Annotated in this window: 29 protein-coding genes; 7 read left to right on the plus strand and 22 right to left on the minus strand. The window is 70.6% G+C overall.

Annotation, left to right across the window (positions count from 1 at the left end; translation table 11 throughout):
* Positions 1-8: 8 nt before the first annotated feature.
* The 5 genes from QE381_RS04710 to QE381_RS04730 all read right to left on the minus strand — a co-directional run bounded on the left by QE381_RS04710 (position 9) and on the right by QE381_RS04730 (position 2,852).
* The gene (locus QE381_RS04710) at positions 9-332 is read right to left on the minus strand and encodes a DUF2469 family protein (protein WP_307215927.1); all 324 of its coding nucleotides are present in this window, start codon (positions 330-332) and stop codon (positions 9-11) included.
* A gap of 12 nt (positions 333-344) precedes the next feature.
* Positions 345-995, minus strand: a complete 651-nt coding sequence (locus tag QE381_RS04715; protein ID WP_307215928.1) for a ribonuclease HII — start codon at positions 993-995, stop codon at positions 345-347.
* Positions 992-1,738, minus strand: coding sequence for a signal peptidase I (gene lepB, locus QE381_RS04720; protein WP_307215930.1), 747 nt, complete (start codon positions 1,736-1,738; stop codon positions 992-994). Before lepB ends, QE381_RS04715 begins: the two co-directional genes overlap by 4 nt.
* Positions 1,739-1,855: 117 nt before the next feature.
* Entirely contained in the window at positions 1,856-2,203 is a 348-nt protein-coding gene (gene rplS / locus QE381_RS04725; RefSeq protein ID WP_307215933.1) for a 50S ribosomal protein L19, read from the minus strand.
* A 163-nt stretch (positions 2,204-2,366) separates the two neighbouring features.
* The gene (locus QE381_RS04730; protein ID WP_307215935.1) at positions 2,367-2,852 is read right to left on the minus strand and encodes an MFS transporter permease; all 486 of its coding nucleotides are present in this window, start codon (positions 2,850-2,852) and stop codon (positions 2,367-2,369) included.
* A 105-nt stretch (positions 2,853-2,957) separates the two neighbouring features.
* Between QE381_RS04730 and map the strand changes: the two genes are divergently transcribed.
* A complete protein-coding gene (gene map, locus QE381_RS04735; protein ID WP_307215937.1) occupies positions 2,958-3,740 on the plus strand; it encodes a type I methionyl aminopeptidase in 783 nt (260 codons plus the stop codon).
* A gap of 23 nt (positions 3,741-3,763) precedes the next feature.
* Here the strand turns inward: map and trmD are convergent, their stop codons facing one another.
* Genes trmD through rpsP form a run of 4 tightly spaced genes read right to left on the minus strand, consistent with a single transcriptional unit; the run spans position 3,764 to position 5,739 of the window.
* A complete protein-coding gene (gene trmD / locus QE381_RS04740; protein ID WP_307215939.1) occupies positions 3,764-4,450 on the minus strand; it encodes a tRNA (guanosine(37)-N1)-methyltransferase TrmD in 687 nt (228 codons plus the stop codon).
* A 3-nt stretch (positions 4,451-4,453) separates the two neighbouring features.
* Positions 4,454-5,080: a ribosome maturation factor RimM gene (gene rimM / locus QE381_RS04745; RefSeq protein WP_307215941.1), complete on the minus strand. Its 627-nt coding sequence runs from the start codon at positions 5,078-5,080 to the stop codon at positions 4,454-4,456.
* The gene (locus tag QE381_RS04750) at positions 5,080-5,310 is read right to left on the minus strand and encodes an RNA-binding protein (protein WP_307215943.1); all 231 of its coding nucleotides are present in this window, start codon (positions 5,308-5,310) and stop codon (positions 5,080-5,082) included. Before QE381_RS04750 ends, rimM begins: the two co-directional genes overlap by 1 nt.
* Before the next feature lie 3 nt (positions 5,311-5,313).
* A complete protein-coding gene (gene rpsP / locus QE381_RS04755; RefSeq protein WP_307215944.1) occupies positions 5,314-5,739 on the minus strand; it encodes a 30S ribosomal protein S16 in 426 nt (141 codons plus the stop codon).
* Positions 5,740-5,919: 180 nt separating this feature from the next.
* On the opposite strand from rpsP, the gene QE381_RS04760 reads away from it, so the two are divergent.
* Together QE381_RS04760 and QE381_RS04765 are read left to right on the plus strand one after the other, a co-directional pair.
* Entirely contained in the window at positions 5,920-7,074 is a 1,155-nt protein-coding gene (locus QE381_RS04760; RefSeq protein ID WP_307215946.1) for a glutamate--cysteine ligase, read from the plus strand.
* Positions 7,075-7,116: 42 nt separating this feature from the next.
* Positions 7,117-7,815, plus strand: coding sequence for an SGNH/GDSL hydrolase family protein (locus QE381_RS04765; protein WP_307215947.1), 699 nt, complete (start codon positions 7,117-7,119; stop codon positions 7,813-7,815).
* A 2-nt stretch (positions 7,816-7,817) separates the two neighbouring features.
* Here QE381_RS04765 and ffh read toward each other — a convergent pair whose 3' ends face one another.
* From ffh to QE381_RS04785, 4 genes are all read right to left on the minus strand, one after another.
* Entirely contained in the window at positions 7,818-9,365 is a 1,548-nt protein-coding gene (gene ffh / locus QE381_RS04770) for a signal recognition particle protein (RefSeq protein ID WP_307215949.1), read from the minus strand.
* A 12-nt stretch (positions 9,366-9,377) separates the two neighbouring features.
* Positions 9,378-9,893: an RNA polymerase sigma factor gene (locus QE381_RS04775; protein WP_307215951.1), complete on the minus strand. Its 516-nt coding sequence runs from the start codon at positions 9,891-9,893 to the stop codon at positions 9,378-9,380.
* Positions 9,875-10,249 (minus strand): hypothetical protein, encoded by a 375-nt coding sequence (locus tag QE381_RS04780; protein ID WP_307215952.1) that lies wholly within the window; start codon positions 10,247-10,249, stop codon positions 9,875-9,877. Before QE381_RS04780 ends, QE381_RS04775 begins: the two co-directional genes overlap by 19 nt.
* Before the next feature lie 412 nt (positions 10,250-10,661).
* Positions 10,662-11,201 (minus strand): TetR/AcrR family transcriptional regulator, encoded by a 540-nt coding sequence (locus QE381_RS04785; protein ID WP_307215954.1) that lies wholly within the window; start codon positions 11,199-11,201, stop codon positions 10,662-10,664.
* Between the two features lie 62 nt (positions 11,202-11,263).
* On the opposite strand from QE381_RS04785, the gene lipB reads away from it, so the two are divergent.
* A complete protein-coding gene (gene lipB, locus QE381_RS04790) occupies positions 11,264-11,908 on the plus strand; it encodes a lipoyl(octanoyl) transferase LipB (protein ID WP_373426913.1) in 645 nt (214 codons plus the stop codon).
* The gene (lipA, locus tag QE381_RS04795) at positions 11,905-12,900 is read left to right on the plus strand and encodes a lipoyl synthase (RefSeq protein WP_307215956.1); all 996 of its coding nucleotides are present in this window, start codon (positions 11,905-11,907) and stop codon (positions 12,898-12,900) included. The genes lipB and lipA overlap by 4 nt, the downstream gene beginning before the upstream one ends.
* Positions 12,901-12,909: 9 nt before the next feature.
* Here the strand turns inward: lipA and QE381_RS04800 are convergent, their stop codons facing one another.
* From QE381_RS04800 to smc, 4 genes are all read right to left on the minus strand, one after another.
* The gene (locus QE381_RS04800; RefSeq protein ID WP_307215957.1) at positions 12,910-13,410 is read right to left on the minus strand and encodes a DUF2004 domain-containing protein; all 501 of its coding nucleotides are present in this window, start codon (positions 13,408-13,410) and stop codon (positions 12,910-12,912) included.
* A 64-nt stretch (positions 13,411-13,474) separates the two neighbouring features.
* Entirely contained in the window at positions 13,475-14,347 is an 873-nt protein-coding gene (gene ftsY / locus QE381_RS04805) for a signal recognition particle-docking protein FtsY (protein ID WP_307215958.1), read from the minus strand.
* Positions 14,348-14,369: 22 nt separating this feature from the next.
* Entirely contained in the window at positions 14,370-15,041 is a 672-nt protein-coding gene (locus QE381_RS04810) for a hypothetical protein (protein ID WP_307215960.1), read from the minus strand.
* A 50-nt stretch (positions 15,042-15,091) separates the two neighbouring features.
* Positions 15,092-18,571 carry a chromosome segregation protein SMC gene (smc, locus tag QE381_RS04815; protein ID WP_307215961.1) on the minus strand — a complete coding sequence of 1,160 codons (3,480 nt, stop codon included), beginning with the start codon at positions 18,569-18,571 and terminating at the stop codon, positions 15,092-15,094.
* A 515-nt stretch (positions 18,572-19,086) separates the two neighbouring features.
* Here smc and QE381_RS04820 point away from each other — a divergent pair.
* The gene (locus QE381_RS04820; protein WP_307215962.1) at positions 19,087-19,323 is read left to right on the plus strand and encodes a hypothetical protein; all 237 of its coding nucleotides are present in this window, start codon (positions 19,087-19,089) and stop codon (positions 19,321-19,323) included.
* Positions 19,324-19,510: 187 nt separating this feature from the next.
* Here the strand turns inward: QE381_RS04820 and QE381_RS04825 are convergent, their stop codons facing one another.
* A complete protein-coding gene (locus tag QE381_RS04825) occupies positions 19,511-19,693 on the minus strand; it encodes a hypothetical protein (protein ID WP_307215963.1) in 183 nt (60 codons plus the stop codon).
* 189 nt (positions 19,694-19,882) lie between these two features.
* On the opposite strand from QE381_RS04825, the gene QE381_RS04830 reads away from it, so the two are divergent.
* On the plus strand, positions 19,883-20,971 hold the full coding sequence (locus QE381_RS04830) for a hypothetical protein (RefSeq protein ID WP_307215964.1): 1,089 nt from the start codon (positions 19,883-19,885) through the stop codon (positions 20,969-20,971).
* Between the two features lie 66 nt (positions 20,972-21,037).
* Here the strand turns inward: QE381_RS04830 and QE381_RS04835 are convergent, their stop codons facing one another.
* The 4 genes from QE381_RS04835 to QE381_RS04850 form a co-directional block, all read right to left on the minus strand.
* Positions 21,038-21,328: a WXG100 family type VII secretion target gene (locus QE381_RS04835; RefSeq protein WP_307215965.1), complete on the minus strand. Its 291-nt coding sequence runs from the start codon at positions 21,326-21,328 to the stop codon at positions 21,038-21,040.
* 10 nt (positions 21,329-21,338) lie between these two features.
* Positions 21,339-21,743 carry a hypothetical protein gene (locus QE381_RS04840; protein WP_307215966.1) on the minus strand — a complete coding sequence of 135 codons (405 nt, stop codon included), beginning with the start codon at positions 21,741-21,743 and terminating at the stop codon, positions 21,339-21,341.
* Positions 21,744-21,953: 210 nt separating this feature from the next.
* A complete protein-coding gene (locus QE381_RS04845) occupies positions 21,954-22,310 on the minus strand; it encodes a hypothetical protein (protein WP_307215967.1) in 357 nt (118 codons plus the stop codon).
* 70 nt (positions 22,311-22,380) lie between these two features.
* Positions 22,381-22,932 carry a hypothetical protein gene (locus tag QE381_RS04850; protein ID WP_307215968.1) on the minus strand — a complete coding sequence of 184 codons (552 nt, stop codon included), beginning with the start codon at positions 22,930-22,932 and terminating at the stop codon, positions 22,381-22,383.
* Positions 22,933-22,944 lie beyond the last annotated feature (12 nt).

Here is a 22,944-nt window from a genome sequence, read left to right on the forward strand (position 1 = left end):
TGACGCGCTCAGCTGTCGAGCGAGAGCTCCTCGGGAAGCTGGAAGTCGCGCCGTGTCAGCTCCTCGACGTTCACGTCCTTGAAGGTCAGCACCCGCACGGACTTCACGAAGCGGTCGGCGCGGTAGATGTCCCACACCCACACATCCGTCATCGAGATCTCGAAGTAGAAGTCGTGCTCCGTGTCGCGGCGCACGACGTTCACCTCGTTCGCGAGATAGAACCTGCGCTCCGTCTCGATCACGTACTGGAACTGCGACACGACGTCGCGGTACTCCTTGTAGAGCGCGAGCTCCAGCTCGCGGTCGTAGTCCTCGAAGACGTCGTCATCCATGGTGTGTCCAGCCTAGAACAGCGTCGGGGCATCGGAGATCGCCCAGCTCGTGCGGTGGTGGACGCTCAGCCCGTGCTCGCGGATCGCGGCGCGGTGCTCGAGGCTCGCGTATCCCTTGTTGCGCAGCCATCCGTATGCGGGCGCGGTCTCGTGCAGCGCGACCATGTGGCCGTCGCGCGCCACCTTCGCGACGACCGAGGCCGCCGCCGCGCTCGCGCAGTCGCGGTCGGCCTTCACGACCGTGGTGACCGCGCACGGAGCAGGGCCGGCGAGGCTGATGTAGTCGTGGTTCCCGTCGAGGATCAGGACGGCGTCCGCCAGGTCCAGCCCGAGGCCCGCGATCGCCCGGTGCGCCGCGATCCCGAGCGCACGGATGATCCCGACCTCGTCGACCTCCTGCGAGCTCGCCCAGCCGACCGCGCTCGCCTCCACCCAGGCGGCGGCGCGCTCGGCCACGGCCGCGCGTCGCGACTCGGGGATCAGCTTGGAGTCGCGCAGGCCGTCCGGCATCCGTCGCCGTGCGTGTCGCACGCCCACGGCTGCTGCGCCGACCGCGACGGGGCCGGCGAGCGCGCCGCGACCGACCTCGTCGCAGGCCACCACGAGCGGGTGCTCCCGCAGCAGCCGCCGCTCGAGGCCGAGCGTGGGGACGGCCACCGTCATCCGGACCCGCCGGCGGGGCTCGGCACGCCGGCGAACACGGCGTGGTGGAAGTCGATCGGTCCGAACCTGCTGAAGGGCCAGGTGATGACGAAGGCACGGCCCACGACGTTGTCCATCGGGACGAAGCCCTTGCCCGGCTGGTCCTGGTTGTAGCGGGAGTCCTTGGAACGGTTCCGGTTGTCGCCCAGCACCCACAGCGAGTTCGCCGGCACCGTCACGTCGAAGGCGAGCGCGGATGCCGGCTCTCCCGCGGAGACGTTGATGTACGAGGTCTCGTCGATCGCCGTGCCGTTGACCGTGATCTGACCGAGCTGATTGCAGCACACGACGTGGTCGCCCGGAAGACCGATGATGCGCTTGATGAGGTGGTCGTCGCTGTCCGAGGCGCTGAGTCCCACGAGCGAGAGCAGCCAGTCCCCGGCGGCCGCGAGCGGATTCTGCGGCGCGGTCGCCGGCTTCGGGTCGAGCCAGCCCCCCGGGTCGCGGAACACGACCACGTCGCCGCGCGAATAGCCGCCGAAGCGCGGCGTGATCTCGTCGACGAGGATGCGGTCCTGCACCATCAGCGTGGTCTCCATCGACGCCGACGGGATGTAGAACGAGCGGACGAGGAAGGTCTTGACGGCGAACGAGACGACGAGCGCGATGACGATGATGATCGCGACGTCGCGGAGGAAACGGAGCGTTCCACGCGATCGGTTACGGGATCGGGAGGGCGCGGGTGCCGTCTCGTCGGTGCTCATGTGACGTCCTTCGTGCGGCTCCTGCGGCCGCATCACCTAGCGTCGCACACCCGACGGGCGCTCTCGTGCACGGCGCAACGGAAAGGGCCCCGGTCTCCCGGGGCCCTTCGCGCGAGATCAGTTGTCGCGCTTCTCCTTGATCTTGGCCTTCTTGCCGCGAAGGTTGCGCAGGTAGTACAGCTTGGCGCGGCGCACGTCGCCGCGGGTGACGACCTCGATGTGGTCGATCACCGGCGAGTGGACCGGGAAGGTGCGCTCGACGCCGACCTGGAAGCTGATCTTGCGGACCGTGAAGGTCTCGCGGACGCCATCGCCCGAACGGCCGATGACCACGCCCTGGAAGACCTGGATACGCGAGCGGTTGCCCTCGGTGATGTTCACGTGCACCTTGACGGTGTCGCCGGGGGCGAAGTCGGGGATGTCCGAGCGGAGCGAGGCCGCATCGAGGGCGTCGAGGATCTGCATGGTCTTGTCTCTCTGCCGCCGCCACAGGTCGGACGGCGGATATAGGTATGGGGATGTGATGTGCCGGTGGCCGACCGCGATTGGCGGGCGACGGGCTCCCCTGTGGCAGAGCCGGGCCGGGGCACAAACAACTATTCTGCCACGCCCGGGCCGCGCGACCAAACTACGGACGCGGGCTCTCCTTCACCACGATGACCTCGGGCCCGGTGCGCGGGGGCGCCTCGGCGCGCGGCGGGATGTAGGCCGTGCCGTCGGTCGCCCGCAGCAGCACGGCGGAGGGGCGCGCCTCGCGCCACAGCTGCCAGAGCGTCAGCCAGAAGAGGCCGACACCGACGATGACCGTGAGCACGAACATCGGCGCCCACCACGTCTGCCCGTAGAAGCCGAGCGCGATCGTGAGCGCGTTCCAGACGCCGAAGCCGGCGACATCCCACCAGGAGACGGCGCGCTCGGCGCGGACGCTGGCGCGAGCGCGGACCAGGAGCGCCAGCGCCAGCTGGCCGAGGAACACGGAGGGGATCGCGAGGAAGAACATCCAGACGAAGGCCCAGCCGCCCGCGCTGAACAGGCCCCAGCCGACGAAGAGCCAGAGCGGAAGCAGGAACGCCGCGGGGATGAGCCAGCGGAAGAACGCCTTCCGGATCCACATGCCTCAGATGGTACGCGCGAGCGGCGGTCACGGGGCGGACCGCGCGCGTTCTCACCGCATCCCCACAGCCGGGGCGGCACAATGGAGGAGAAAAGAAGGAGCACCATGATCGAGCTGCGCACCCCGGCCGAGATCGAGCAGATGCGGCCCGCGGGCCGGTTCGTCGCGGAGGTCCTCGCGACGCTTCGCGACGAGACCCGGGTCGGATCCAACCTGCTCTCGCTCGACCGTCGCGCGCACGAGATGATCCGCAAGGCCGGCGCGACCTCCTGCTACATCGACTACCACCCCTCCTTCGGCGCGATGCCCTTCGGCAAGGTGCTGTGCACCTCCGTCAACGACGCCGTGCTGCACGGGCTCCCCTTCGACTACACGCTGCGCGACGGCGACCTGGTCACGCTCGACTTCGCGGCATCCGTCGACGGCTGGGTCGCGGACTCGGCCGTGTCGTTCGTGGTGGGAACGCCGCGCGACGAGGACCTCCGCCTCATCGACACGACCCGGCGCGCGCTGGATGCCGCGATCTCGGCGGCGACCGTGGATCACCGCGTCGGCGACCTCTCGGCCACGATCGCCGACGTGGCGCACGCCGAGGGCTACTCGATCAACACCGACTTCGGCGGGCACGGCGTCGGCCGCGAGATGCACGGCGACCCACACGTCCCCAACGACGGCAAGCCGGGCCGCGGGTATCCGCTGCGGCCCGGGCTGGTCGTGGCGATCGAGCCGTGGCTGCTCGCCACGACGGACGAGCTGATCACGGACCCCGACGGCTGGACCCTGCGCAGCGCCGACGGCTCCCGCGGCGCGCACAGCGAGCACACGATCGCGGTCACCGCCGACGGGCCCGTCGTGCTGACCGACCGCTCGTTCCTCGGCGTCGACTGAGGCGCGAGCCCGAGGGCGGGGCGTCAGGGCAGGAGGTCGGGGCGACGCGTGCGCGTGCGCTCGAGCTGCTGCTCATGTCGCCACTCGGCGACCCTGCCGTGATGTCCGCTCAGCAGCACATCGGGCACGTCGAGCCCGCGCCAGGAGGCGGGCTTCGTGTATGAGGGGTACTCCAGCAGACCGTCGGAGTGGGACTCCTCGACGAGGGAGGCGGGGTTTCCCACGACACCGGGCACGAGGCGCCCGACGGCCTCGATCATCGCCATGGCCGCGACCTCGCCGCCGTTGAGGACGTAGTCGCCGAGGCTCACGAGCCGCACCTCGCCGAGCGTCGCGGCGTAGGCGAAGACCCGCTCGTCGATGCCCTCGTAGCGGCCGCACCCGATGATCAGGTGCTCACGCTCGGACCACTCCTGCGCGGTGGCCTGCGAGAACAGCTCGCCCGCCGGCGAGGGGAAGACGATCGTGGGGGGCGTGGGCGCCTGTGCCGCGAGGGCGTCCAGCGCCAGCCCCCAGGGCTCGGGCTTCATGACCATGCCCGCTCCCCCGCCGTAGGGGGTGTCATCGACCGTCCGGTGGCGGTCCGAGGTGAACTCGCGCAGGTCGTGGACGTGCACCTCCAGCAGACCGCGCTCGCGGGCCCTGCCGAGGAGCGACACCTCGAGGACGTCGAAGAAGCCGGGGAAGATCGTGACGACGTCGACGCGCACCGGTCAGTCCTCGACGTCGCGCGGCGGCTCGGGCTCGTCCGGGTCGGCCGGGATCTCCTCGAACAGGCCCGTGGGCGGGGTCACGGTCACTCGGCCGGCGACGACATCCACCTCGGGCACGATCGCCTTCACGAACGGCACGAGGACCTCCCGATCGCCGTGCGCGACGATCAGCAGATCCTGGGCGGGCAGGTGCTCGACCCGGATGACGCGGCCCACGCTCACGCCGTCACGGACCACGTCGAGTCCCACCAGCTGGTGGTCGTACCACGCGTCGTCCTCGGCGGGCGCATCGGTGTCCTCGTCGATCCACAGGATCGCACGCACGAGCCCCTCGGCGCCGGAGCGGTCGTCGACGCCCTCCAGGAAGACGACGGGGTGAGAGTTCATCCACTTGAACTCGCGCACGGTGACGGTCTTGCCGAACCACGGCGACGAGTCGGGGACCTGCAGCGTGAACACCGCCCCGGGCACGAAACGGCCATCGGGGTCGTCCGTGTACAGCTCGAGCTTGAGGGCGCCCTTGAGCCCGTGGGCCTTGACGAGCCGGCCGACGCGCAGCTGCGTCTTGCCGGGCCGGGGGGCGCGCGCGGCGCCCGCTCCCTGCGGGGAGGTGGGGACGTCGGACATCAGTCGTCTGCGACGTCGACGCGGACGCGTCCGGGGGCGGCGAGCGCCCCCACGACGGTCCGCAGGGCCTTGGCGGTGCGGCCGCCACGTCCGATCACGCGCCCCCGGTCATCCGGGTGCACGTGCACCTCGAGCACGTCGCCGCGCGGCGACGTGGAGGAGGCGATGCGCACGTCTTCCGGGTGATCGACGATCCCCTTGACGACGTGCTCGAGCGCAGCGGCCAGCACCGACTACGCCTCGGTGCTCTCGACGGCCTCGTCGGCCGCCTCGGCCTCGGGCGCCGCGGCCTCGGGCTCTGCCTTCTTCTCGGCCTTGGGCTTGACGACCGACTTCTTGTCGGTGTCGGCCTCGAACGCCTGCTTGGCCTCGGCGACCTGGACGGTCGAGACGGCGTTCTTGTCGCCCTTGAAGCGACCCCAGTCGCCGGTGAGCTTCAGCAGCACGAGCACCTGCTCGGTCGGCTGGGCGCCGACGCCGAGCCAGTACTGCGCGCGCTCCGAGTCGACCTCGATGAGCGAAGGCTGCTCGGTGGGGTGGTACTTGCCGATCTCCTCGATGACACGACCATCGCGCTTGGTGCGCGAGTCGGCCACGACGATGCGGTAGTAGGGCGCACGGATCTTGCCGAGTCGCTTGAGACGGATCTTGACAGCCACGATTCTCCTGAACGTGTGAATGATGATGAACCGGTCGCCTGGAGCGTGGGGTGCACACCCGGCGGAAGCTCTGGGGGCGGACGCCGTCGGATAGAGGGTCGGACGGCGGTCCAACCGCCTATTTTGCCAGATGATGACGCCCGCCGCGAACGCGCGCCGGCGTCGTGTCAGACTGACCGCGTGACCGTGCCTTTCGCGACCTCTTCCCGCTCGACCGTGGGAATCGAATGGGAGCTGATGCTCGCCGACGGTGCCACCGGGGATCTCGTGCCCCGTGCCCCGGAGGTGATCGCCGCGCTCGAGGAGACGACCGCGCCCGAGCGGTTCACCGTGACGGGCGAGCTGCTCACCAACACGGTCGAGGTCACCAGCGGCGTCGGCGACACCGTCGAGACGGCGGTCGACGACATCGCCGACGCGATCGCGGCGCTGCGCACCGTCACCGATCCGGCGGGCATCGAGCTGCTGTGCGCCGGCAGCCACCCCTTCGCGCAGTGGTTCGACCAGCAGGTCTCCGACAAGACGCGGTACCACACGCTCATCGAGCGCACGCAGTGGTGGGGCCGGAACATGATGATCTGGGGCATCCACGTGCACATCGGCGTCGACGACGTCGACAAGGTCATGCCCATCGTCAACGCCCTCTCCGCCTACCTGCCGCACCTGCAGGCGCTGTCCGCCTCCAGCCCGTTCTGGGCCGGAGATCGCACCGGATACGCCTCGAACCGGGCGCTCGTGTTCCAGCAGCTGCCGACGGCGGGCCTGCCGTGGCCGCTGGCCGACTGGCGCGCCTACGAGTCGTATCTGGACGACATGGTGCGCACGGGCGTGATGGCGGATGCGACCGAGGTGCGGTGGGACGTGCGCCCGGCGCCGCGCTGGGGCACCGTCGAGGTACGGGCGTGCGACGGGATGTCGAGCCTGCCCGAGCTCGCGGCGGTGGCCGCTCTCACGCAGGCACTCGTGGAGGACTTCTCCCGCCGGCTCGACGCGGGCGAGGATCTGCCCGTGCTGCAGCCGTGGTTCGTGCGCGAGAACAAGTGGCGCGCCGCCCGGTACGGTCTCGACGCGCGGGTGATCGTCGACGCCGACGGCCGCCAGGAGCCCGTCCGCGATCATCTCGCCGAGACGATCGCCCGGCTGGGCACGACGGCGCAGGAGCTCCGGTGCGAGCCCGAGTTCGCGGGCTTGGAGACGATCCTGTCGCAGGGCGCGAGCTACGAGCGCCAGATCGCGGTCGCCGAGGCATCGGGCGGAGACCTGCGGGCGGTCGTGGATCATCTGATCCGCGAGTTCCGCGCGGGGCCGGCCCGCCGGGAGCTCCTGGGCGGCTGAGCACACGGCGCAGTCCTAGGTTTCTCCCCGTACGCTTCGGCTATGACGCGCCGGCGACTCCTCCGCGGTCCCCTCGTGGCCGGGGCTTGCCTCACGGTGCTGGCGGCGGCCGGCTGCGCATCCCCGCCTCCGACGTTCTCGGTCGTCACGCCGAACCCGAACCCGACCTCGACCTACGCGAACCGGATGCGGATCGTCACGATCGGCGATTCGATCATGTCGGGATACGGGCTCGACGTCGGCGAGGCCTGGCCCGTGCTGCTCGCGAACAAGGCCCACGTGTCCCTGACCAACCTCGCCTGCGGCGGTATGGGTTTCATCGCCGTCGGGGACTGCGGGACGCCCTACTCGGGCTTCGTGCCGGCGCTTGCGGCGCTGCAGCCCGACGTCGCGATCGTGCAGTCCTCCAGCAACGACTTCGACGAGGACCCCGCGACGCTCCACGCCGCCACCGTGTCGACCGTGCAGGAGATCCACGAGGCCGCTCCCGACGCGATGATCATCGGGCTGAGCACGATCTGGAACGACGAGGAGGAGACACCGGACGAGGTGGGCACGACCTCCACGGATCTGCGGGACGCCATCGCCCTCGTCGGCGGCGAGTTCCTCGACGTCGGCCAGCCGCTCGCGGGGCACCCGAACTGGATGCAGGAGGACGACGTCCACCCCACCTACCGCGGGCAGCAGGCCATCGAGGAGGCCGTGCACGCCAAGCTGGAGGACGCGGGCGTCCTCCCCTGAGGTCAGCCCTTGCCGAGCATGCGCTGGAGCTCGGCCAGGTCGGCTGCGCTCGGCGCCTTCTGACCCGCCCCCAGGCCGAAGCCCGAGCCGGTGGGAGCGGAGGCCTCCGCCGCCGCCCCCGCGTTCTCCGCGGCGCGCTTGGCCGGGTTGCCCGAGCGCGATCCCTTCGCCTTCTGCTGCTTGCCGCGCTTGCTCGACGCGCCGGGCCGGCCCATGGACCCCATGCCGGGCACCTGCGGAACGCCGCCCCGCGCGACCGTCTTCATCATCTTCGCCGCCTGCTCGAACCGCTGGACGAGCTGGTTCACGTCGGTCACCGTCATGCCGGAGCCTCGCGCGATGCGCAGGCGACGGGATCCGTTGAGCACCTTGGGGTTGCGGCGCTCCCCCGGCGTCATCGAGCGGATGATGGCCTCGGTGCGGTCGATCTCTCGCTCGTCGAAGTTGTCGAGCTGCTGCTTCATCTGGCCCATGCCCGGGAGCATCCCGAGCATCTTCTTCATCGAGCCCATCTTCTTCATCTGCTGCAGCTGCTCGAGGAAGTCCTCGAGCGTGAACTGCTCGGTCGCGAGCTTCTCGGCGACCTTCATGGCCTCGGCCTCGTCGAACGCCTGCTGTGCCTGCTCGATGAGGGTCAGGACGTCGCCGAGGTCGAGGATGCGGCTGGCCATGCGGTCGGGGTGGAACGCCTCGAGGTCGTCGAGACCCTCCCCCGTGGAGGCGTAGATGATGGGACGCCCGGTGACGCTCGCGACGCTCAGCGCCGCACCGCCGTGCGCGTCGCCGTCGAGCTTGGAGAGCACGACACCGGTGAAGTCGACGCCCTCCTGGAACGCGGTCGCCGTGTTCACCGCATCCTGTCCGATCATCGCGTCGATGACGAACAGGACCTCGTCGGGCTCGGTCGCCCGGCGGATGTCGGCGGCCTGCTGCATGAGCTCGGCATCGACGCCGAGGCGGCCGGCCGTGTCGATGATGACGACGTCGTGCTGCTTCTGCGTGGCATACGCGACGCCGTCGCGGGAGACGCGGACGGGGTCGCCGACGCCGTTGCCGGGCTCGGGTGCGTAGATCGCGGCACCGGCGCGCTCGGCGACGACCTGGAGCTGGTTCACGGCGTTCGGGCGCTGCAGGTCGGCGGCGACCAGGAGCGGGGTGTGCCCCTCTTTCTCGAGCTGGCGGGCGAGCTTGCCCGCGAACGTGGTCTTGCCCGAGCCCTGCAGGCCCGCGAGCATGATCACCGTCGGCGGGGTCTTCGCGAACTGCAGGCGGCGCTGCTGACCGCCCAGGATCTCGATGAGCTCCTCGTTGACGATCTGGACGACCTGCTGTGCCGGGTTCAGCGCACGGTTGACCTCATCGCCGAGCGCACGCTCGCGCACCCTGGCCGTGAAGTCCTTCACGACCGTGAGCGCCACGTCGGCGTCGAGGAGCGCGCGGCGGATCTCGCGGACCGTGCCGTCGACGTCCGCCGGCGTGAGCTTGCCCTTGGTGCGGAGGTTGCGGAAGGTCTCTGTGAGCCGGTCGGAGAGGGTGCCGAAAGTCGCCATGATGTGACGAGTTTACGCGGGAGCCGCGGCCGCGAGCGCCTTGCGCAGCTGCTCCTTCGCCCGCGCGTACCGGCCGCGTGCCGTCGAGGCGGGGATGCCGAGCAGTTCGGCGGCCTCCGCGAGGGAGAGGCGGTCCCAGTGCACGAGCCGCACCAGCTCCGCGAGGTCCGCATCGAGCCGGGCGATCGCATCGCGCACCTCGGCGCCGTCGTCCGCGGGCGGTGCCGTCATGGCCGTGTGCTCGCGGATGCGGTCAGCGAGCGCCCAGCGACGGCGTTCGCCGCGAGCGTGGTTGAGAACGCTTACCCGCGCGATGCCGAAGAGCCACATCCGTGCGCCTTCGGCGTCCGCCGGCAGCTCGGACACCCGCCGCCACGCCACGACCATGGTCTCTCCCACCAGGTCCGGCGCATCGTCGGGGCCGACCCGTCGGCGGAGATACGCGAGGAGCGCGGGGGCGGCGCTCGCGATGACCGACGTCAGGTGCGCGTCGCGTCGGGAGCCGCCGCTCACCGCACGGGCTCGCATTCGGTCTGCTCGTTCGTGCTCCAGTCGCGCGCTCCGATGCGCTCCGACTCCTGCCGGATCTTCTCGGACACGAAGAGCTCCACGCCACGCTGGTACCGTTCGTCCGCCGTGTAGTCGCGCAGCGACTCCGCCTCGGGGCCGACCGTGACCGGATCCGGCCACGGCAGGCGCTCGTATCCGCCGTCGGGGAGCCTTCGGACCGAGAAGGAGTCGCGCGTGTTCAGCGGCACCGCGGGCAGGACCGCAGCGAGGTCGAACCCCGCGAGCAGGTCGGTGTGCTGCAGCCACTCGCGCATGTGCGGCGAGTCCGGTGCGGGCGTCTGCCGTCCGTCGCCACCGTCGGTCGCGGGGTTCACGAGGATGCGCGTCTCGCACGTGCGACCGCTGGGGAGCGTGAACGAGAACGCGATGTCGGGTGCTTTCGGCCCAGGCCTGCCATGGGAGGAGCCCGCTCGCGGCGGCGACTCCTGCCGTGCCGGTGAGGATCACCGCGAGCCCGGCTCCGAGCGCGACCTTCGCCGCTCGCGAGGGGCGACGCCGCACCTCGCGCCGCGCCTCGACCGCCATGCGGGCCAGCGCCGCCCCGAGGTCGGGCTGGGGCGGTGCGGCGCGCTCCAGCAGGATGTCGATGGGTTCGGTGTCCACGTTCACGGGATCGGTCTCGGATGTCATGTCGTTCTCCTCACGCTCACCCGATGCCTGTCCGGCACGCGCGGAAGCGTCCGCACGACCTCACGTGTCTTCACCGAGGCTGCGCCGCAGCCGGCCTCAGACGGCGGCGAGCGCCTCGGCGAGCAGCTCGGCGAGCGGGCGGCCGGAGCCCGTGCGGTCGGCCCACGCCCAGACGGCGGCGAGCACCGCCGCGGCGAAGGCGCCCGCGCGCACCGCGGCGTGGAGCGGCGGCAGCCCGTCGCGCAGGAAGCGGGCGGTGAGCTCGCGCTGGAGGCGGAACTGGCGTACGGCCCGGTCGCGCTCGAGCTCGTCCGCGATCCCCATGGCGTCCGCGTTCGTGATCGCGAGCGCGAGCGCGTCCGGGTCGAGTCCGTCGCCGATCGTCGCCAGCGCGTCGGCGACGGACGCACCGGCGCGGAGGCGCGTCAGCGCGGCATCCGCCCGTTCGTCGAAGCTCGCCCAGAGCACGGCTCCCTTGGCGGAGAAGTAGTTGAAGAAGCTGGACCGCGCGACGCCGGCGCGGCGCGTGATGTCGGAGATCGAGGTCGCCGCGTACCCCTGTTCGAGGAACAGCTCGCAGGCGGCCTCCGCGATGACCTCGCGCGACGACACGCGGGGACGGCCGATGCGGGACATGACAGCAGCGTACGGCGCCGTCGGATCGGCGTATTGTTGGACGCGATCCATAAACGAGAGGGATGTCGTTGCTCCAGACCGAGACGTTGGGCCTCGCCCCCGACTACGTGCCCTACCTCGACGCCTGGGCGCTGCAGCGCCGCGTGCACGCGGATGTCGTCGCGGGGAACCGGCCCGACACGCTGCTGCTGCTCGAGCACGAGGCCGTCTACACCGCCGGCAAACGGACCGAGCCACAGGAGCGCCCGGCCGACGGCACGCCCGTCATCGACGTCGACCGGGGTGGCAAGATCACCTGGCACGGGCCGGGGCAGCTCGTCGGCTACCCCATCGTGCGGCTTGCCGAGCCGATGGACGTCGTCGCGCACGTGCGGCGGCTGGAGCGGCTGCTGATCGAGGCCCTGCGCGTCCACGGCGTCGACGGCCACCAGGTCGAGGGCCGCAGCGGCGTGTGGGTGCGCCGGCCGCTGTCGGAGGACAAGATCGCGGCGATCGGAGTGCGGGTCGAGCGGGGCGTCACGATGCACGGCTTCGCGATCAACTGCGACAACTCGCTCGCGGGCTTCCGGGACATCATCCCCTGCGGGATCACCGATGCCGGTGTGACGACCGTGAGCGAGGTCGTCGGCGCCGAGGTGTCGCCGCGCGACGTCCTGCCCACCGTGATCGCGGTCTTCGAGAACGAGTATGCGGGGGTGCTCGCATGAGCGCCGCCCCCGAGGGGCGCAGGATGCTGCGCCTCGAGGTCCGCAACGCCCAGACCCCGATCGAGCGCAAGCCGGAGTGGATCAAGACCAAGGCCAAGCTCGGTCCGGAGTACCGCGAACTGCACCAGCTCGTGAAGACCGAGGAGCTGCACACGGTCTGCCAGGAGGCGGGCTGCCCCAACATCTTCGAGTGCTGGGAAGACCGGGAGGCCACGTTCCTCATCGGCGGCTCGCAGTGCACGCGCCGCTGCGACTTCTGCCAGATCGACACCGGCAAGCCCGCCGACTACGACACGGACGAGCCGCGGCGCGTCGCCGAGAGCGTGAGCCGGATGCAGCTGCGCTACGCGACCGTCACCGGGGTCGCCCGCGACGACCTGCCCGACGGGGGTGCGTGGCTGCACGCCGAGACCGTGCGCCGCATCCACGCCGACAACCCCGGCACCGGCGTCGAGATCCTCGCAACCGACTTCAACGGCGACCCCGCGCTGCTCGGCGAGATCTTCGAGGCGCGGCCGGAGGTGTTCGCGCACAACGTCGAGACGGTGCCGCGCATCTTCAAGCGCATCCGTCCCGCGTTCCGGTACGACCGCTCGCTCGATGTGATCACCCAGGCCCGCACCGCGGGTCTCATCACGAAGTCCAACCTGATCCTCGGGATGGGTGAGGAACCCGAGGAGGTCGTCCAGGCGCTGCACGACCTGCACGACGCCGGCTGCGACATCATCACGATCACGCAGTACCTGCGCCCGTCGCCACGGCATCTGCCCGTCGCCCGCTGGGTCAAGCCGGACGAGTTCGTCGCGTTCAAGGCCGAGGCCGAGCAGATCGGCTTCCTGGGCGTGCTGGCCGGTCCGCTCGTGCGCTCCTCGTACCGCGCGGGACGGCTCTGGGCGCAGTCGATGCTCGCGAAGGGGCGCGACATCCCCGCGGAGCTCGCGCACCTGGCGCGGGACCTCGCCGCCGAGACGACGTTCGCCCAGGCCGTCTGAGCCGAGCGCTCAGTCGGCGCTCGTGACCGACTGCACGTTGCCGTCGGAGTCGAGGTTCACGAGCAGGACGTCGTCCGTGGAGTCCGCGTCCAAGGCGTACTCCAGCACGGCGAACGGGTCCGTGCCGCCGTGCTCGTCGGCGAGGATCGTCATGCTCATCAGCTGGAGCGAGCGGATGACGTCGACGTGCACGTCGCCCGAGATGTCGACCAGGAACTCCGAGAGGTCCTCGCCCAGGTGCTCCTGCTGCTGCAGGATGTACTCGGTCACCTCGCTCGTGCGGTCGTCCAGCTCGGTCACCATCGCGTTGCGCGCCTGCAGGTCGATGCGCTCGATCGAGGACACGAGCGCCGCGGCGACGTCGAGCGCCGCCTCCGACACGTCGTCCTGGTCGGGCGCGGTCAGATCGACCGTGACCGACTGGTCTCCGAACTCCACGGTCTCGGACCAGAAGATCGACCCGTCGGGCCCGGACTCCAGGAGTCCGAAGAAGTCGTGCTCGATCGCCATCCACCCATGAAACCAGGCGCGGCGCCGCGCCGGTAGTCCGTCGCGGCGCGTCGCGTCACGCGGATCAGGAGACGAGCGCCTCGACGAACACGTGCGGCGTGAAACCGGTCAGGTCGCCGATGCCCTCGCCCTGGCCGAGGAGCTTGACCGGGATGCCGGTGCGCTCCTGCACGGCCAGCACGAACCCGCCCTTCGCCGAGCCGTCGAGCTTGGTGAGCACGAGACCCGTGACGCCCGCATGTTCGAGGAACGCCTGTGCCTGCATGACCCCGTTCTGGCCCGTCGTGGCGTCGAGCACGAGCAGCACCTCGCTGATGGGGGCCTGCTTCTGGACGACCCGCGTGATCTTGCCGAGCTCGTCCATGAGCCCGCCCTTGGTGTGCAGGCGACCCGCCGTGTCGATGAGGACGATCTCGGTTCCCGTGCTCTTGGCGTGCTCGACGGTCTGGAACGCGACGGATGCGGGGTCCTGACCCTCGTGCTGGGGGCGCACGATCGATGCTCCGCCGCGCTCGGCCCACGTCGCGAGCTGATCGACCGCGGCGGCGCGGAAGGTGTCGGCCGCACCCACAACGACCGAGCGGTCGTAGCGGCGCAGGAAGTGGGCGAACTTGCCGATCGTCGTGGTCTTTCCCACGCCGTTGACGCCGACGACCAGGACGACGGCGGGCCGCTCGGTCAGCCGCAGGGTCGTGTCGAACTTCGCGAAGTGCTCCTCGAGGGTCTCCTTCAGCATCCGCTGCAGGTCGCGCGGATCGGTCGTGCGATAGCGGTCGACCTTCTCGTGGAGCTCGTCGAGGAGTCGCTCGGTGATGTCGGGCCCGAAGTCGGCGGTCAGCAACGCCGTCTCGAGGTCGTCCCACGTGGTCTCGTCGATGACGGGCTTGACGAACATTCCGCGCAGGGCACGCCCCAGCGACCACGATCTCTCAACCATGGACCCAGCCTACGGGGCGTCGTCAGCGCGGAAGTCCGATGACGGGCGAGAAGGCGCCGGGACTCGCGGCCAGAGCCTGCCACTGCTGGTACACGTCGACGCCGGCCGGGCAGTCGAGACTCGCCACGAGCCCGGCATCGGGCGCGCCGAACGCCCGCGCGGCGACGATGTAGGTCTTCCCCGAGCTCGAGTCCGACCCCGCGACCGAACGCGCCTCGACCGGGCCGCGATCCAGCGAGGCGAAAGATATGCGCTCGTTGGCATATTGCTCGATGTCTGCCACGGTGGCCGAGAACTGCGTGGCGAGCAGCGCATCCGTCAGCGCCAGGTCGTCCGTGTCCGCCCCGGGGAGGCCGGTCAGCGTGCCCTGCCAGTAGCCGATGACGCACTGCGTGGTCGTGTCGAGGTACGACCACGAGCCGGTGCCGGTGTCGGGAGTGGAGACGGTGAAGCGCTTGTCGGCCAGGAACGGATCGCCCCACTGCGGCTTCTCGCCCGGGTCGAGCGTCGCACCGGCTTCGAACGTGAGCCCGGTGTCCGTGGGGTCGGGCGACGTCGCGGGCGCCGACGGGGTCGCGGCGGGCGCGGGGGCCTTCTGGCCCAGCACCGCGTCGATCACGCCGCATCCGCTGAGCAGCGTCGCCGCGAGCGGCAGGGCAAGGAGGGCGGTCAGGGATCTCGGCAGGGAGCGCATCGACTCACGCTAGCTCCCGCCGTGCGCATCTGCGTCCGCTGTCCACAGGGTCAGGACGTGGCCGGCTCGCGCACACGCTGGCCCACGACGGCCGAGACCCCGTCCTGCCGCATCGAGACGCCGTACAGCGCATCGGCGATCTCCATCGTGCGCTTCTGATGGGTGATGACGATGAGCTGGCTCGCCGCACGCAGCTTCTCGAAGACGCTGAGCAGACGTCCGAGGTTCGCGTCGTCGAGCGCGGCCTCGACCTCGTCGAGGATGTAGAAGGGGCTCGGCCGCGCGGTGAAGATCGACACCAGCAGCGCGACCGCCGCGAGCGAGCGCTCACCGCCCGAGAGCAGCGACAGACGCTCGACCTTCTTGCCGACCGGACGCACCGAGACCTCGATCCCGGTCGTCAGCGGATTCTCCGGATCCGTCAGCGCGATCGATCCGGTCCCGCCGGGGAACAGCATCGGGAAGACCTCGGTGAAGGCTTCCCGCGTGTCCTCGAACGCGGCGAGGAAGATCGTCTGCATCCGCTCGTCGAGCTCCTCGATGATCGTCATCAGGTCCTTGCGCGTCTGGGTCAGATCGGCGAGCTGCTCGGTGAGGAAGGCGTGACGCTGCTCGAGCGCGGCGAACTCCTCGAGCGCCAGCGGGTTGACCCGTCCGAGCTGCGCGAGCTTGCGCTCCGCCGCCTGCAGCCGCGCGCGTTGACGCGCCCGGTCGAAGGGCTCCTCGGCGCCGTCGGCGACCGGCACCGGCTGGTCCGGCCCGTACTCCGCGACGAGGATCTCCTCGTCCAGTGCGAGCTCGCTCTGGACTCGTTCGAGCAGGCTCGTCACGTGCAGCCGCTTCTCGTGCGAGCGCAGCTGCAGGCCGTGGACGCTCTCGGTCAGGGCCGTCAGCCGCTCGCGGACCGTGCTCTCGACGCGCCGCTGCTCGGCGACCTGCGCCGTGACGGCCGTGCGCGCCGACTCCGCGGCGGCGAGCTCCACGCGCGCCTGGCTGACCGAGCGATCGACCGAGTCGAGCAGGGCGGGCAGCTGGTCCGCGACCTCCGCCGCGATCTCGCGCTGTCGACGCCGGATCACGGCACGTCGCGCCGCCTCCGCGGCCGCCACGCGCTCGCGTTCGCGCTGCTTCTCCAGCGCCACGATGCGCGCTTCTCCGGCACGGATGCGTTCCCGGAGCGTCTCGACGTCGAGCCGCGCCCGCATCTCGGCCTCGCGCGCCTGGTCGAGCGCGGCGAGCATGCCTTCGCGGGCGGACGCGTCGAGGATCGGACGCGGTGCCTCCAACGCGTTCGCGAGGCGTTCCTCGGCGACACGGGCGGAGTCCTCGGCCTCGGCGACGGCGGCCTGCGCCTGTGCGAGCGCCTGCGTCAGACGCTCGCACTCGGCGACGGCGGCCTCGTGGCGCACGGTCGCGCGGTTGACCTGCTCGGCGTGCGCGGCGAGCGCCGCGTCGTGCTCGCGCAGGGCCTGGAGCGCGTGCGCTGTCGCGGCCCGCGCCTCGGTGAGCTCGCGCGATCGCTCGCCGAGCGCCTCCCGCAGTGATTCGGCGACGATCGTCAGCTCCTCGAGGCGTTCGGCGGCGGCATCGCGTTCCGCCGCGAGCTCGAGTCGCGACCTGCCGGCCCCGCTGCCGGCACGGAGGGTGTACCGGGTGACGATCTCACCGGACCGGCTGACGACCCTGAGGTCCGCGGATGCGGCGGCCTCACGCTGAGCAGCGTCGAGGTCGTCGGCGATCACGACGCGGGCGAGGAGACCGCGGACGCCCTCGGGCGCGGTGACCACGTCCACGGCCCGCACGGTGCCCTCGGGCGCCTCCGGCGCCGGTTCCGCCTCGACGTCCGCGATCGCGATCTCGACCACGCCGAGCTCGTCGTCGCGGACGCGGTCGGCGGTCCGACGCGCGTCGAGGGCCGTGTCCACGAGAACGCCCTCCGCGATGCCGCCCAGCGCCGCCGCGACGGCGGCCTCGAAACCGGGCCGCACCTGCACGGCGTCGCCGACGAGCCCGCGGACCCCGTCTCCGCCGGCGGCGACGATCTCGGCGGCCCCGCCTCGCACGTCGAGGGCTCGCCCGAGCGTCGCGACCTGGGCGGCGAGGGCGTCGATCTCGCGTTCGGCCGCGTGGAGCCGTTCGCGGATGCCGGCGACATCCGTCTCCGCGTCGGCGGCACGGCGCTGCGCCCGCTCATAGGCGGCGGCATGCTCCGCGGAGGACTCCTCCGGGGTGAGGTCGGGGTCCACACCGGCGAGCGCCTCCTCGGCGTCGGCGCGACGCGCCAGGGCGGCGTCGAGCGCCCGCTGCTGCCGTTCCACGCCCGCGACGATCGCCTCGAGCGCGGACGTCGCGGCAGCCGCGGTCCCCCGCAGCGCCGTGATGCGCATGTCGTGCTCGGAGACGAGAGCGCTCTGCTCGGCGATGTCGCTGTCGAGCGCGTCGAGCTCGGCCCGCGCGCGGGCGACCTCACGCCCTGCGGCGGCGGCGGCATCCTGAGCCTCGCCCACCGAGATCTCGTCGAGCTCCGCGCGCACGGCGTCGATGTCGGACTGCGACACGGTCGGTGTCGGGATGAGGGCGTCCTCGTCGGCCGAGAGGAGCGCGAGCCGCTGCTGCGCGAGCGTGAAGAGCCCCCGCAGCCGTTCCTGCACCTGCTCGAGGCCGAACGCCGTCCGCCGCGCGTCGTCGACGGCTTCGGAGCGCTGCTCTGCCTCCAACCGCGCGAGCGAGGCCCTGACCTGGTCGAGCTGATCCTGAAGCACGAGCTGCTCGGCGTGGCGCTCCTGTTCGTTCCGCGCCTGGTCGGCGAGGTCACGGCGCAGGCCGACGAGCTCGTCGGCGTACAGCCGCGCCTTCGCGTCGCGCACCTCGGCGGCGATCGTGGCGGCCTCCCGCGCGACCTCGGCCTGACGCCCGAGCGGCTTGAGCTGGCGGCGGATCTCGCCGGCCAGGTCGCTGAGGCGCGTGAGGTTGGCCTCCATCGCCTCGAGCTTTCGGAGCGTCTTCTCCTTGCGGCGGCGGTGCTTGAGGATGCCGGCGGCCTCCTCGATGAACCCGCGCCGGTCCTCCGGGCTCGCCTGCAGCACGGTGTCGAGCCGCCCCTGCCCCACGATCACGTGCATCTCGCGGCCGAGGCCGGAGTCGCTGAGCAGCTCCTGCAGGTCGAGCAGGCGGCAGGACTCCCCGTTGATCGCGTACTCGCTGGATCCGTTGCGGAAGAGGGTCCGGCTGATCGTGACCTCGGCGTACTCGATCGGCAGCGCACCGTCGGAGTTGTCGATCGTCAGCTGCACCTCGGCACGCCCGAGCGGTCCGCGCGTGGATGTCCCGGCGAAGATGACATCCTCCATCTTGCCGCCGCGGAGCGTCTTGGCACCCTGCTCCCCCATGACCCAGGCGAGCGCGTCGACGACGTTGGACTTGCCCGAGCCGTTCGGCCCGACGATGGCGGTGACACCGGGCTCGAAGGCGAACGTCGTGGGCTGCGCGAACGACTTGAACCCTTTGAGCGTGACGCTCTTCAGGTGCATAAGAGGTCCTCCGGGCCGCTCGACGGTACGCCGATCAGGCTACCCGAGGCCGCCGCCACGAACCGGCAGCGGCGCGGCGCGGGCGACGGACGACACGCCAGGAGGTTGACGAATCCGAGAGTTCTCCGATAGCGTCACAAACCTGTCCATCCCGGGCACACCGGTCACCGAGTCGAGAGGAGCCGAGAAGATGACTGAATTCGTCATTGATCCGGCCAACCGCCTCCTCGGCGATCGACGAATCCGCGGGTAGCGACTCCACGCCGACCCGCCGACGAGGCGGATGCTCGGCCGTGCCGAGCCCGCCGCCCCGCTTCTGAGCGCTGTTCCCGTGCGACCACGCACCGGCCCGCTCCGTCCGCTGTCGCTATGACCGCGCCCGCCCCTCCGCTCCTGCGGAGATCGTCGCCGACACGCCGACCCGGCGCATCCGTCGCCGGGGTGTCGTCCACGATCCCCGCACGACGGACCTCACACCAGACCCATGACCCCACCCCCTCGCATCGGAGAACACCATGAACACCCTCACCGACCGGCCTTCCACGACCGGCCGCAGCCCTTCCCCTCCCCCGCGGGTACCCCTCCTCGACCGCCTCGCCATGCGGCTGGGCCTCGCCCTGCTGATGTGGGGACGTCGCCGGCGGCGGCGCACGATGGATGCCGCAGCCGTCGCGGAGCTGCGGCGCCTGCGCGAGCACTACGAGCACCAGGCCGCCCACGCCGCGTGGTGGCAGATCACCCGCATCCGCTGATCCGCGCGCACGTGCCTTCCCGAACGCCCTCAGGCGTCCGGGAAGGCACGCCCGAGGTTCCCGCGGCTCCTCCACACGTTCGAGCTCACTGCGCCGTCGGCGGCTTCCTTGTGATAACACGGAGAAGTCGGCGATCGACGATGACGCGTCAGGCCGACCGACGACCGCCAGAAGAGGGGGACGTATGTCATATGAAGACCGGCCCGACGACCGAGCGTTCGGAGACGACGAGCGTTCGTACGCTCGGCAGATCGACCGTCTGAACGAGTTGGGTCCACGCCGTCCTGGCAGCGACGCGCACCATGCCCTCGTCGACGATATCGCGTCGGACCTCACCGCTCTCGGCTATGCGGTGGAACGGGACACCCACGAGTTCGAACGATGGGATGCCCCGCTCTCGAGCACCGCCCTCACTGTGGGAGGACGCCGCGTCGAGGTGTCGTCATCATGGCCGTACTCGGGAGAGACCGGTCCGGCCGGGGTGTCCGCCCCGCTCATTCTGTTGACGGGCCGTCGGCGGAGGTGGAAGCGCGCAAGAGGACGCATCGCGGTCATAGAGGTGTACAACGTCGATGCACCGGCGTCGCTCCTGCTGGACTCATGGGGCGGACCGCTCCCGTTCGACCGGACCGCGAATCCCGCCATCTCGAGCGAGCTCGCCGGAACAGACCTGTCGGGCGCCCGCGCGGCCGGAGTCCTCGGAGTCGTGGCGATCTGGCGTGATCTGCCCGACGATGAGGCCCGCGGCCAGTACCTGCCGTTCACGCGCCCCTATCAAGACATCCCCGCGGTGTGGGTGCCTGCCTCGCAAGGCGATGAGCTCGTCGCGGCGGCGCGACGTGGCGAACGCGCGACCCTGACCCTGGATGCCACCCGCCATCCGAACGCGACGATGGACACCGTGTGGGCCGTCGCGCCGGGGAGCGGGCCGCACGCGCACGAGAGCGTGATCGTCGTGACACACAGCGACGGCGGTAACGCCGTGGAAGAGAACGGTCACATCGGCCTGCTCGCGCTCGCCCGGGATGCCGTCTCGACCCCGCACGACCGGACGATCGTGTTCGTCGTCGTCGCCGGCCATCTGCGCATCCCCGCGGTCTCGACGCACGGGCAGGCGACCTCGGCGTGGCTCGACGCGCACCCCGACCTCTGGTCGCCCGCGTCTTCGGGCTTGACGGCGGTCGCCGGTCTTGCGATCGAGCACCTCGGCGCCAGACGTCGACGCGACGACGCGGTGACCACCGGTGCAGAGAATCCCGCGGAGCCCGAGCTGATCTATGCCACGACGCGCGAACTCGACGGGCTGACGCGGTCGGTCTGGAACGGCGCAGGCCCGGTTCGCCCGGTCCGCCCGGGTGCTCTGATACATCTCGGCGAAGGCGAGCCGCTGTACGAACGGGGCATCCCGGCCGTCGCTCTCATCACGGGCCCGGCGTTTCTCCTCGCCGAGACGTCCGCAGCGGGCGTGGATCTCGATCTGCTCTCGCGACAGGTCGAGAGCTTCCGCAGGCTACTCAGGCATCTCGCGAACGCCACGGACCCGTCCTCCTTCGGAAGGGTGAGAAGAGCCGGACGAGGGAAGAAGCTCGCCGCGACCCTGCGAGTGGCGCTGTTCGCGAACCGGTCCGCTCGTCGCGTGAAGGCGTGACCCGCACGGCCCGAGCCGCACGTGATGCCCGCACCCTGCTCCGTCGCGAACGTCCTCGTGACGACCTCAGAGTCCGAGGACCGCGCGAGCGCCGTCGACGTCCGCCTGGGCCAGTTCCTGGGCGTACTGCGATACGCGGCGGCTCGTCAGACGGAGCGTCGTGGCCTTATCGCGCAGAGTGCCATCGATCTGCGCGTGCCGCCCAGTCCACGCGGTCTGGGCGTCGCCCATCCACCGCGCTCGCATGGTGCGGGAAGCGGCGGCCAACGCGTCCATGTCGACATCGAGGGTGTCGGCCGCGCTCGAAAGCACCTGCGCCGACGCGGCGATCGATTCGATGTCCGCTTTGAGATACATGGAAGCCTCCTCACGAGAACGAGGTACCCGAACGAGGGTAGCCCCGATCGGCGTCACGGCGCAGGCTCAGAGCGATATCCGATTCCGCTCCGAACAGTTCCGCACCGCGGTCTGCCAGACGGACCATTGCCGAGTGCTGAGCTTCGGCGACCGTCTGAGTGGTGAGGTGTCCGAGTGCGTCCAAGGGGAGCCGCTCGGCTTCGACGCCAAAGGAGATCAACCGCACACGGCCGCCGACGCCGGCACGAACGGTCACCTCGCCGTGAGCGCTTCGCGCTTCCGCGGTGATCGAGTCCGCGTCGTCGGCCAAGGCGTCCGCTCGGAGCTTGTTGTTCTGCGCCTGAGATCGGATCTCCTGGAGCTGGCGTCGCGCGTCTTCGAAACCGGCATCCATGCCGATGAAGGGATCAGTCATCTCGACTCCTCATGTCACTTCGCAGCGGTCACATCGGTGGGAACAGCGGGAACGTCGCCGGGCCAGGCACCGAGTCGCTGTCGCGCTGGAGAGCCATCCCGGACGTCGACGTTGGCGACGGTGAACCCGTGCGAGTCCGGCACGGGCTCGCGTGGCTCGATCCATCCCGCATCGGCAGCCGCCGCCGCGGCATCGAACCCCGACCCGGGGTCATCCTTCACAGTGACCGAGATCTGCGCATTGGGCATGTAGGCGTCGCGCACCGACCACGCCCGACTCGATCAAGAAGGAGATCAACGTAGGGCCGTCGACGATCCGGTAGCCCGAGTCGACGGTGACAGCTATGGCATAGCCGGTGTTGCCCTTGATGTTGGGCGGGCCGCCCCCGGCGACGTCGACAGAGATCCCGGGGATGTCCGACACAGCGGCCTGCATCTCGCTCAGGGTCTGTCCCCCCGCGGGGGCGTTGTGAGGCACCTCGTCGCGACGCGCCTGGGCGCAGGCCGACAACGAAGCGATGCCGCTGACAACGACCGCCACCGCGATCCATCGATTAAGACGGGCCATAGTCGATCACGTCCTCTTCAAAACCCGGCATCCATGCCGATGAAGTGATCAGTCATCTCGACGCCTCGTGTCACTTCATGGCGGTCACGTCGGCGGGAACAGCAGGGACGGCGCCGGGCCAGGCACCGAGTCGCTGTCGCGCTGGAGTGCCGTCGCGGACGTTGACGTTGGCGACGGTGAACCCGTTTGACCCCGGCACGGGCTCGCGTGGCTCGATCCATCCCGCCTCGCCAGCCGCCGCAGCGGCGTCGAACCCCGACCCGGGGTCGTCCTTCACGGTGATCGAGATCTGCGCATTGGGCATATACCCCTCTCGCACCGACCACGCCGACTCGGTCAGGAAGGTGATCAGGGCCGGGCCATCCGTGATCCGGTACCCGGGCGAGACGGTGACAGCGATGTCGTAACCCGTGTTGCCCTTCACGTTGGGCGGTTCACCGCCTCCGACGTCGATGGAAAGACCTGGGATGTCCGATACGGCTGCGCGCATCTCGCTGAGGGTCTGACCGCCCGAGGTCGCGTCGTGGGGGATGGTGTCGCGGCGGGCCTGGCCGCACGCCGTCAGAGAGGCAATTCCGCTGACGAGGAGCGCCACCGCGATCCATCGACTAAGACGGGCCATAGTTGATCATGT

The organism is Microbacterium sp. SORGH_AS_0888, from assembly GCF_030818905.1.
In the GTDB taxonomy this organism is placed as follows: domain Bacteria; phylum Actinomycetota; class Actinomycetes; order Actinomycetales; family Microbacteriaceae; genus Microbacterium.